Genomic DNA, 11941 nt, shown 5'->3' on the forward strand with positions numbered 1-11941 from the left:
GCAAGAGACCGGAATCTTGCAAATCGTGTCACCACCCAAAGTAATCTCAATAGTGTGACATCTGTGGGTACCCGCCTTTTAAGCGGTGCTCTTGGACTTATTGGCGGCATTCCGGGATTGGTGATGCTTGGAGCCGGCGCATGGTATGCGGTGTATCAAAATCAGGAACAGGCTCGGCGTTCTGCTCAGGACTATGCCAGCACGATAGATGAAGTCAGCAAAAAGTCGAGAGAAATGACCCTGCCTGAAGCTTCAGATAATGCAGAGAAAACTCGTGCTGCACTGAATGAACAAAACAGGTTGATTGATGAACAAAAAGGAAAGATTGAAAGCCTGAAAGAGCAGATAGCTGGTTATCAGTCCGTGATCAGTAACCCTGGTCCGACTACCAGTGGTGGTTTCATGATTAACCACTTGACCTCATTGCATACTGTTACTCAGGGGCTAGCGACTGCTACAGAACAGCTATCTGTAGAGCAGGAAAGACTGGCTCAGATGCAGGAGAAATCAGCTTCTATTCAACAGGTTCTTGAAGGAATTGAGCATCGACGGGTAACGCTCATTCGAGAAGAGGCCGCTAATCAAAACAGGGCTTACCAATCTCTCCTGTTAATGAATGGACAGCATGACGAATTTAACCGACTGCTGGGGCTGGGCAACCAACTCCTCATGGCCCGTCAGGGGCTGGCTAACGTTCCGCTAAGGCTGCCTCAGGCCGATCTCGATAAAAAGCAAACCGATGCACTTGAAAAGAGCCGTAGGGATTTGGAGTTATCACGCCTTAAGGGTGAAGAAAAGGAGCGCTTACGGCTCAGTTATGCCGCCGACGATCTGGGATTAACCAGTGACCCACAATTCCAGACAGGCCGTCAGGAGTTGATTAATAACGGTCTGCTGGAATGGCGAAATAATGAAGCCAACAAACCTCAGAAAAAGATGCCCAAATCTGATGAGCAAAAGACATCGGAAAAACTTGAGGAGTCTTACAAGCGCCTCATTAGCCAGCAGCAGGAACAGCTTGCGCTTGCTGGCCAGAGTACGGAGCTCGCTAAAACCAAATATCAGGTAACCCAGGGTGAACTGGGGGCTTTGTCTGAAACTCAGAAGACAGAGCTTCTGCGCAACTCCGCCGCGCTTGATCATCTTAATGCTGTCGAACGCCTTAAATCCCTGAATCAAGAACTGCTGAAGCCCGAGGAGGCGCTTCTAAAGACCACTCGCGAGCGCATTAAATTGTTACGCGAAGCAGCACCTGCGACAGAACAATATCGCGAAACGATGGAGCGCATATCGAAAGCTTCGGTTCAGGACGCCCCGAAATTTGGCGGTATCGATTCATCCGTCGGCGGTGCCAGCGGTGAACTTGTTCGAGTCGCTGATGCGCAAAAAGAACTGGAAAAGTGGTACGAAACACAGCTTGAAATGCAGAAGGAGTTGCTCGATCAGAAGGAGATTAACGAGCAAACCTATGCGGATCGTGTTGCTGAAATCAACAAGACGAATGCTTCGCAATTAGAGGATATCCAGGCGGGATATACATCTGCCAGCCTGGCCATGTTCTCTGATCTTGCAGGGCAGTCGGCGCAGCTGCTGCAGGGTATCGGACAGGAAGGTAGCCTTGCCTATAAGACACTGTTTATTGCCAGTAAGGCGGCAGCAATGGCGCAGGCGGTGATCAACACTGAACTTGCAGCAACCAAGGCTATGGCGGAAGGCGGCCTCATTATGGGGATCCCTGCGGCGACAGCAATCCGCGCTGTCGGTTACGCATCAGTGGCATTAATAGCCGGGCAGTCGCTCGCTGGGATGGCACACGATGGAATTGACCGGGTTCCGGAAACCGGGACCTGGCTGCTGCAAAAAGGAGAGCGAGTGGTTACCGCAAGCACTTCAGCCAAGCTTGATGCGACCCTGGAGAGGGTGCAACAGTCCCGGCAGGCGTCTGCCGGGGGAACCTTTCACATCCAAAATTCATTCACCGGCAAACCTGATGACGCGACGCTGCAGGCGTTTGACCAGCGCAACCGCCAACTGGTGGCCACGATTCGTAAAGAAATGGCCGCTCAGGTTGTTAAACCTGACAATGAGTTTGGCCGGGCGCTGCAGTCCGTTTATCCGAACCGGAGACGAGGATAATGGCAGATATTGTCTACCCACATGATTACCTGCCAATGCCGCTGCAGGATGGATATGGCTTCAAACCTGTCAGCCCCCTACAGCGAACTGAAACCACATCCGGCCGCGCCCGGCAGCGGCGCAAGTATACGTCAACACCGACCATTGCCACCGTGAACTGGATTTTCACGAAGCATAATCAGGCGCAGCTTTTTGAAGCCTGGTTTCGTGATGCGCTTACGGATGGTGCCGCCTGGTTTTTGATGAGGCTGCAAACGCCGATGGGTTGTCAGCAATCTTACAAATGCAGGTTCACCGACATATACGAGGGACCAACGCTGGTTTCACCTAAGTACTGGCGATACAGCGCGCAGCTTGAATTGTGGGAGCGGCCATTGCTTCCGCCTGGATGGGGTTTATTCCCTGAACTGGTGGCGGGGTCGGATATTATCGATCTGGCTTTGAATAAGGAGTGGCCCGAAGCATGACCAGCGTAGTTCTCAACCGACTTTACGCATCCGGCGGTGATGAGGTGATTCTGGACACGCTGCAGATCACTGTCGGAGGACAGAGCTACTGGCTGACCCGCGGCTGGGACGATATTACTGTTACGCTTGAAACAGGCGTTGAGGCGACATTTACCGGATCGGCAATCGACGTGGCTCTGCCGGCGCGCAATTCCGACGGTACGCAGGATCTAAAATTCGCCATCAGCAATATCGATGGCGTGGTTTCAACTGCCATTCGCAATGCACTTGATAACCTTTCCAGTGCTTCATTAACGTTCCGTCGGTACGTTTCCACGGATCTGTCTGCACCCGCAGCGCCGCCGTTCACCCTGGCGATAAAAGAGGGGTCTTGGACCGCAACAGAGGTGCAGATCACCGCTGGCTACATGAACATTCTCGATACCTCGTGGCCGCGCTACCGATACACACTGACGGACTTCCCGGGCCTTCGGTACCTGCAGTAGGAAATCATCATGTTTAATCCTGACAAATACCGTTCAGTCACCTGGCTGAAAGGCGGGCGCGCTTTCCCTGCGCTCGACTGTTTTGGCATCGTTAACGAAATTCGGCGCGATCTGGGCCTGAAACCCTGGCCTGAATTCACCGGGGTCACAAAAGACGATAACGGCCTCGACCGGGAGGCGCGCGGGCTGATGACCGACCTGCAACGTTGCGATCCTGCGCCGGGCGCGGGCATTGCCTGTTACTCCGGCTCTGTGGTGACGCATGTCGCGATCGTCGTGGAGATTGACGGCGTGCTGCATGCCGCCGAATGCAATCCCCGCACTAACGTGACCTTTCTGCCGCTGGCGCGGTTCGCGCGCCGCTTTGTCCGTGTGGAGTATTATCAGTGACGATACGAATCTACCCGTCCCGGCTGCCCGGCGAACCTCTGGAAACCCACCATCATGAAATCCTGACACTCAGCGCCTGGTTAGCACAGAACGTTGAGGGATGGACTCCGGAGCAGCAGCACCCCGTTGCGGTTGAAATGGACGGCGTTCCGGTGCCGCCGGCAGAGTGGGCACTGTGTGTCATTCGCCCTGACAGCGATGTCCGGATGTACCCGGTTCCCTACGGTACCGGTGCGGAAATCGCGCTGTGGATCGCCGTGAGCGTGGCGGTAGCCTCTGCCGCATACTCCATCTACATGATGAGCACCATGCAGACTGGCGGTGCGAGCCAGCCGAGTAATGGTGACCAACTGGAGCTGAACCCGGCAAAAGCCAACATGGCCAGGCTGGGCGATCCCATTCGCGAGGTGTTTGGCCGCTACAAGGTGTGGCCGGATTACATCGTCCAGCCTGTCAGCCGCTTCGATTCCGCTGACCCCAAAAAATACTCGACCAGCATGTTTTTATGCGTGGGCGTGGGTGACATGGCGCTCCCTGCATCGGCGTTAAAGATCGGCTCCACCCCCACATCAGCGTTCGGCAGTGATGTCAGCGCCACCATCTATCCTCCGGGGGCGAGCGTCTTAGCTGACAGCCGTTCCGAGAACTGGTTTAACAGCGGCGAGGTGGGTAATACAACGTCTGGGACGGCTGGGCTCGATCTCGGTTCAACGGGGCCTCAGACGGTGAGCATTATCTCTGACGCCATTCTGGTCAGCGGAAACACCATTACCCTGATCGCGGCCAGCGCCAGCGACGGGGAGACGGAGATCCCGGCGGCCTGGGTGGTCGGTACTGTGGTCAGTGTCGTGGCACCAAATTCATACCGGGTCATCAACTCCGGCGGCTACAGCGTGATTTATGGAGATGTCGAAGAACTGGCCCCGGTTGTCGGGATGCCTGTGTCAGTGGCGTTTAACGAGTCAGCTTACGATCTGTTTATCGCCAGTTACGCAGCTGGCGTTCCTGCGGTGCCCGGTGTGGGTGGTTTGACGGCCAGCATAACTGCCAGTGCCGCGCCCACCACCTACGATTTCACGGCAACGCCGGTCACGTTCACGATCGGCTGGAAGGGCACGACGTATCCGATCTCGCTCATCACCAGCTACGTCACCATGTCCGGGTTGGTTAATACTATTTCAAATCAGTTAACAGGCTCTGGCCTGGTGGCGATTGATAATAGTGGCCGCCTGCAAATTGCCGAAGAGAGCAGTCCTTTCGCCGGCGGCGCGATAAGTCACAGCGCGCTTCCTGCTTCGGTTTTCGGCAGCGCCCCGGTTGATGTTGTGGGCGTGGCATCAACGGGCGGAACTGCGGCGGTTGAGGCGCATATCACCCTGGCGTACAACGGCGCATCCGGTAAGCCGTTCACCGGTATTCCTGATGGTATCCAGCGTATCGGGATCGGCTATGCCGACGGCCAGTTCCGCATTACCGATATCGATGACCAGACCATTACGGTTGAGCGGGTGATCGTCACCCAGGACGCTGGTGGTAATGATGTTGTCACCGTTGACGCGTCGTGGCCTGGATTCACAGAGCGCACGCTGCTTGATTCTCAGGTCACCGGCGTTAACGATGATTACGCCTGGCTGGGTCCTTTCCTTGCCTGTCCTGACGGAGAGACGACGACGGCCATCGAAAACAACTTCATCTTCCCTAACGGCCACATCCAGTACAAAAAGAACGGGGATCCGCAGTCACACACCGTGCGGGTTCTGGTTCAGTACCGCAATGCCGCCTCTGCAGGTACCTGGTCGCAGGTGGTTTATAACTTCACCAACAAAACTGCTGACGGTCACGGTTATACCCGGCGCATCAGTGGTCTGGCCGCTGCTCAGTATGAAGTCCGCGTGCGGCGGACAACGAAAATTGGCGGGTCGAGAACGGTAAATAATCTTTACTGGCAGGCGATGCGCTCGCGCCTGAGTAAGCGCCCGGGGAGCTACGCCGGCGTGACCACCCTGGCGATGACGGTGCGCACCGGCAACCGTCTGGCGGCCCAGTCGGACCGTCGCGTCAACGCCATCCCGACCCGGCTTTATAACGGGCATCCTTCACGGAGCATCAGCGGGGCGCTGTACCACGTCCTGGAATCTCTCGGCTTTCGTTCTGATCAGATTGACCGTGCCGCTATTGATGCGCTTGAGCAAACCTGGTGGACGCCGCGCGGGGAGACGTTCGACTGGGCAACCGGCGACAGCAAATCGGCGCTGGAGGTGCTGAAAATCATCACCGGGGCGGGGATGGGGTATTTCCTGCTGTCAGATGGTCTGGTGTCCGCCGGCCGGGAAGGGGTGAAAAACTGGACCGGGATGATCACCCCCAGGAGACCACCGAAGAACTGCAGACCGCATTCAAGGCACCGAGCCAGGATGATTATGACGGTGTGGATGTCACCTATATCAACGGCACGACATGGGCTGAAGAAACCGTTCAGTGCCGGCATTCCGGAAATCCGACACCATTGAAGGTGGAGAATTACAAACTGGAGGGAGTGGTGGATCAGGACCGGGCATACCGGATTGGCATGCGCCGGTTGCTGGGCTACCAGCTGCAGCGGCTGCAGCACACCACCTCAACCGAAATGGATGCGCTCTGCTACCAGTTTATGGACCGTATCATCCTCACTGACGACATCCCCGGCAACCAGACGCTGAGCTGCCTGATAACGGACATGAACTGGGACAACGCAGCGATCACGCTGACGCTCAGCGAACCGCCGGACTGGAGCTTTTCAAATCCGCGCGTGGTGATCCGCCACCAGGATGGCAGGGCGTCGGGGCTGCAGGTTCCGACACGAATCGATGATTACACCCTGCGTATTCCCTACAGCGCCGCGCTGGCGCCGGAAGAATGGGAGATGGACAGTCCGTACATTGAGCCGCCGCGCCTGCTGTTCTGCTCGTCATCCCGGGTCGGATACGACGCGCTGGTCGGGGAGATAACGCCCGGCAGCGACGGTACCAGCAGCGTATCGGCTATTCAGTACCATCCCGGTAAATATCAGTTCGATGACGCCAGCTACCCCGGCGATGTCGCGTAGAGTTGAGACAATTCATAACCCGCTTCGGCGGGTTTTTTTATGCCCGGAGTGAGCATGACAATCGACTTATCTAAAGAGCCGCTGGGTTCAACAAGTCCGTATGTATTATTCGCTAATGCCCATAACCTGGACATTGCAGTTAACAGTATTACTTCAGCTATATGGATGGACAGGTTCGGGCGCAGCAGAACGACCTTACGGGGCATGGAACAGCGCTTCAACCTGTTCATTCAGAACTCTGGTTATAAGGTTATTGGGGATTATGAAGATGGCCCGCTGACCATCGACGAATATAACCAGCTGATACGTTACGATGGAGAGCTCTGGAAGCTGACCGCGCTTACGAGCATTCCGTTTACCACAAGCGGAACAGATTCCGCATCGTGGGGCACGGATCAATCGCACTTTGTCAGCGTCGGGGATGGGGCATTACGCCAGACATTATTCGTTAATGAAATGGTGAACTTGTCTCCCCTTTATTACGGGGCAGCAGGGGATGGTGCGACAGACGACACTGCGGCGTTTGAGCTCCTGGAGACAGAAACAACCGGGCGTGTTATCGACCTGGGCGGCCGGTCATTTGCTGTGACAAAGAGCTTTACCAAAAATAATTACATCAATGGCTCATTCCTGCGAACTGGTAGTCATCGCATTGCGATTGGCGACCTGAAAGCCCGAGACAAGCAACTACCCCTTGTTCACTCCGGGATGCCAAAAACATATAACGCACGGCATACTCTGCGCAGGACGGAGGGTGCCGGGGGGATCTTTGCTGTCATCCAGGGGTGCTGTTATGATGAAATCAACGACAAAATATTTACGCTTTCGTCGACAACCGCGCTGGGATACTGCATTAATGCATTCGCCGTGACAAACGCCGGTGAGCTTGGCTCGTATGACCGCACTCGCTCGGTTGAACTAGGGCATCAGGGGCTTGGCTGTCATCACCTTCCTGACGGCAGCCCGGTACTGTGGACATCGAAACCCTATCAGGATGGTGCAGCCGATCAGTGCGTATCGATGGAAAATATCCTCAGTTATACCGGCACAACAGATAACGTAACGTCCGGTTTCACGACATGGCAGGTATTCCCTGCATCAACTGATAGCGCAAGTTCAACGCCTACGGTGTCCTCCTGCCAGAATTACCTCATCGCCAAAAAAATTGCGGCGGACGGGTTAACCTGCACGGTGAGAGTATTCGACCTGAAAGTCATGTGGGCCAACCGGGCGACGAAAACGGATTACAGCGAAGATTACCTGGTCGAATTCAGTTACCAGAAGCCTTCTGCGGATTCGCTCACACAAAGCATCGCCTGCGACGGCACGTTCATCTACATTCTCGAATCTCACACCTACACGGGGATGAGTAATTTCATTTACGTGTTTGAACTGACGGGGCGCTTCGTTGAGCGCGTCGATATCACAACTGTGGGTGACGCTGAGGCCATCGCCGATAATACCGGAACACCGGTTTACAAAGAGCCAGAATCGCTGACGGTTATCAAGACCGAGGCCGGGTATGTCCTGACTATCGGCATTTGCACCCCGATCGGAGTGCTCGAGAATGGCAAGAATGTGTATCTTTTCGACCTGGGTTGTTCAGGATCAGTCGTTCAGAGCAAGGCCAGTCGTTCAGTCGCCAGCAAAACAGGGCTTCATGGGGCCGGTTCGCCAAATTATAAATACGGTGTCAAAGAATGGAATGATACCTTTCACTGGACGGTTCAACCCACCCGCAAAGGTATTCAGACCAACCGTGATAATCCAGTTCTGTTTCTGGATGGCGGTATTACTGGTGGTATTCAGTTAGCGTCTAATGATTCTGAAGGCATGAGCAACTCATGGGCATCACGCCATGATAATGCCGCCGAAGGACCTCGTTCGATTCTCCTGAAATCACGATCGGGGCAGGTTTCATCTGATGTGTTTGGCGCGGTGCAGGCCGGTGACAGGCTCGGTACGAGAGTGTGGGCAGGGGATACCGGAACCAAGCTGGTTCAGGCCGCACACATTAAATGTAACGTTATGGCAGCTCCAACGGCTGACGCTGTACCAACCGCTCTGTACTTTGGCACTACCACTGCCGCCGGTGCTTATGGCGATCGCTGGGTGCTCACTGAGGCAGGCCACTGGCGTCCATCTGGTGCGAATGCATACGATATTGGTACATCTGCAAACGCCGTTCGAAACATATACATAGCCAATAGCCCAATAGTGACTTGTAGTCGCGAATATAAACAGGATGAAACTTCGCTTAGCGATGCCGAGTTGCGTGTCGGCCTGGCTGTATATCTTCTCATAAAAAAATTCAGGATGAAGGCGGCCTATGCGGAAAAAGGCGATGACGCACGCTACCACATAGGAATAATTGCAGAAGACATCCAGACTGCGTTTGAGGCTGAAGGGCTTGATGCGTTTGCTTATGGCATCCTTTGTTATGAAAGATGGGATAACGAGTACGAGACTGTTTATGCAAAGCGTTACTTGAAACGTAAAGTCATCATTGATGAAGAGACGCAGCAAACCGAAGAGGTGATTGATGAGGAGCAATATGATACTGGTGAAAAAAGGTTGATAACGCCTGCAGGGGAAAAACTGTCAGTTCGTACAGATGAATTGATGTTCCTCGCCATGCAAGCACTACACCAGAATTATTTCGCATGCATGTCAGATATACACTCTAGATTGTCGTTGCTCGAGGGTAATTAAATACACGCCCGGTCTCTGCCGGGCTTAACTTATACTAAATCACAAAAAGCATGAATGTCGTTTCCCATGAATGCTGTTATAAATTTTTTTTGTTTTTCATAAATCATTTCTTCATCAATATATGAGGAGTACAGGGAAAATGAAGAGGAGAGCATAGTAAAGAAACTAATCAGCCTTTCGTTGTTACGACCAAGTTTTTTACACAGTTTTTCTGTCATTTCCAAACAGATAACCAACCACCCATTATATAGCTTGCGCTTCTCACTCTCTGGTTTGTCGCAAAAATATATATTGGTTAATACGGTGTTGAGGATGAAAAATCTATCACCTAATGGGAATTTTCTCCGCGATAAATGATCATCACCATGAAAGCATAGGGTATGATAATCCCGATCAGCAAGAATTGAAACTGTATTAGCAGCCGTTAATGCGTGAACCATGAAAATCTTATCTTCTGCAACAGTAATCTGAGGGTTAAAAAGAATGTTATGCTGCTTAAGCATTGATAATTTAAAAAATTTGAATACTGTCAATGATCGCATTAAGTGATGTTCCGTAATATCTGCCTTATCGACAATTTTATTTTTGAACGGCCTGAGCGGTACCTCTCTGTCACCATCTGCAACGATTTTGAAGTAGACAATGTCACTGTCATTTTTCTCTGCGATTAACAAACCATTTTCAAGAAGCTTTTCATCAATTCTGTCGTCAGAATCCAAAAAGAAAATATAACGTCCTTGCGCTGCTTTAATGCCTTCATTTCTAGGTGTTGATGCATTGCCAGAGCCAACATTTCTTCTAATTATTCTGTAATTAACATCTTTTTGGATGTGGTAGTCAATGGCGGAAACTGTCTTGTCTTTTGAATAATCATCAACAAAAACTATCTCGAATTTAGACTTGTCCAATGTCTGGTTGTTTAATGACTCTATACACCCGAGTATTAATTTCTCTCTGTTATAAACGGGCACAACTACGGTTACATCGAATGGTGTGTTAATGTCAGTTTGAGTAATGACTTCATTGAGTTTGCTTTTCGCGATTAACAAGCATTCCTCCAGCGTATTACTTAAACATAATGGTTCATGGGTAGTTCCGCCGGAAGCAGAAGTGTTTCTCTTTCTTATAACAAATGAAAGATCTATCAAGTGATTATCTTTTGGCGTGAAATCAAAAGCGAATTTTACGCCGCGATAGTAAAAATCTAAGACGCAACATGTATTTTTATAAATCCATTTCTTCCTTAATAAAACATTCTCTTTCTCTTTGGAGAATGAATTAGTTATTATTTTTAATAATGATTGAAGATGTTGTGATTCATCTGTGTCGTGATGAATTTCGGCATCAAGTTTGTTTTGAAACTGACTGCTACTAATTGAGTTATTAGTCGTGTCCATTCTTAATTAACATCCCTCGGTAATGACTCCAACTTACTGATAGTGTTTTATGTTCAGATAATGCCCGATGACCTTGTCATGCAGCTCCACCGATTTTGAGAACGACAGTGACTTCCGTCCCAGCCTTGCCAGATGTTGTCTCAGATTCAGGTTATGTCGCTCAATGCGCTGAGTGTAACGCTTGCTGATAACGTGCAGCTTTCCCTTCAGGCGTGATTCGTACAGCGGCCAGCCATCCGTCATCCATACCACGACCTCAAAGGCCGACAGCAGGCTCAGAAGACGCTCCAGTGTGGCCAGAGTGCGTTCACCGAAGACGTGCGCCACAACCGTCCTCCGTATCCTGTCATACGCGTAAAACAGCCAGCGCTGACGTGATTTAGCACCGACGTAGCCCACTGTTCGTCCATTTCAGCGCAGACAATCACATCACTGCCCGGTTGTATGCGCGAGGTTACCGACTGCGGCCTGAGTTTTTTAAGTGACGTAAAACCGTGTTGAGGCCAATGCCCATAATGCGTGCACTGGCGCGACATCCGACGCCATTCATGGCCATATCAATGATTTTCTGGTGCGTACCGGGCTGAGAGGCGGTGTAAGTGAACTGTAGTTGCCATGTTTTACGGCAATGAGAGCAGAGATAGCGCTGATGTCCGGCAGTGCTTTTGCCGTTACGCACCACGCCTTCAGTAGCGGAGCAGGAGGGACATCTGATGGAAATGGAAGCCACGCAAGCACCTTAAAATCACCATCATACACTAAATCAGTAAGTTGGCAGCATTACCACATCCCTCTACTGTTTTTCTAAAATAAAATGACATGCAGTATTAAGTTATATAAACAGGTTCATTTTATTAAATAGGTTATAAGAAACTTTGACTCTCATCATGGTAACTATTAAATTTTTAAATGTCTTGCATTTTTTCCGCTAAAAACGATGCTTGCTAATTATTTTAATGGTTATTATTTTGAGATGGTATTAAAAGTTTGATACGATAGAGGCACTAATTAAGCCAGCTAGGCCGTTTTACTCGAACCTCCAAGAGAGATTAGCAGGGGATAGCCTGCATGTAGCAGTATGACAGCCTGGAGGAGCGAGTCGCCAGGCTCGAGTCTCAGTAATCATCCTTCACATCCTGCATAGCAGACAATACCGTCAGACCGACAATAAACACGGCAAGGATGCCGCCTGTCAACAGTGCAGTTATCATACGCTCTCCTGATGTTGGCCTTCTCAGTACAAAGTAATGCACGGATATGACAGTTGCA

General features: G+C 51.5%; 5 protein-coding genes and 3 pseudogenes. 6 read left to right on the forward strand and 2 right to left on the reverse strand.

Annotation, left to right across the window (positions count from 1 at the left end; all coding sequences use genetic code 11):
* Nucleotides 1–6 precede the first annotated feature (6 nt).
* From DVA43_RS25435 to DVA43_RS24245, 6 genes and pseudogenes are all read left to right on the forward strand, one after another.
* Nucleotides 7–1284: pseudogene (locus DVA43_RS25435) on the forward strand (phage tail tape measure protein); the annotation flags it as partial.
* 851 nt (nucleotides 1285–2135) lie between these two features.
* Entirely contained in the window at nucleotides 2136–2603 is a 468-nt protein-coding gene (locus tag DVA43_RS24225; protein WP_114317028.1) for a hypothetical protein, read from the forward strand.
* Nucleotides 2600–3088, forward strand: coding sequence for a DUF1833 family protein (locus DVA43_RS24230; RefSeq protein ID WP_114317029.1), 489 nt, complete (start codon nucleotides 2600–2602; stop codon nucleotides 3086–3088). The genes DVA43_RS24225 and DVA43_RS24230 overlap by 4 nt, the downstream gene beginning before the upstream one ends.
* Nucleotides 3089–3097: 9 nt before the next feature.
* Entirely contained in the window at nucleotides 3098–3478 is a 381-nt protein-coding gene (locus tag DVA43_RS24235; RefSeq protein WP_114317030.1) for a CHAP domain-containing protein, read from the forward strand.
* A pseudogene (locus DVA43_RS24240) lies at nucleotides 3475–6563 on the forward strand (host specificity factor TipJ family phage tail protein). Before DVA43_RS24235 ends, DVA43_RS24240 begins: the two are co-directional and overlap by 4 nt.
* Before the next feature lie 54 nt (nucleotides 6564–6617).
* Nucleotides 6618–9275, forward strand: a complete 2658-nt coding sequence (locus DVA43_RS24245; protein WP_114317031.1) for a tail fiber domain-containing protein — start codon at nucleotides 6618–6620, stop codon at nucleotides 9273–9275.
* 29 nt (nucleotides 9276–9304) lie between these two features.
* Here DVA43_RS24245 and DVA43_RS24250 read toward each other — a convergent pair whose 3' ends face one another.
* Entirely contained in the window at nucleotides 9305–10672 is a 1368-nt protein-coding gene (locus DVA43_RS24250) for a glycosyltransferase family 2 protein (RefSeq protein ID WP_114317032.1), read from the reverse strand.
* Nucleotides 10673–10705: 33 nt separating this feature from the next.
* Nucleotides 10706–11402 (reverse strand): annotated as a pseudogene (locus DVA43_RS24255) (IS1 family transposase).
* Nucleotides 11403–11941: the final 539 nt, after the last annotated feature.

Source organism: Leclercia sp. W6, assembly GCF_003336345.1.
Taxonomy (GTDB): domain Bacteria; phylum Pseudomonadota; class Gammaproteobacteria; order Enterobacterales; family Enterobacteriaceae; genus Enterobacter.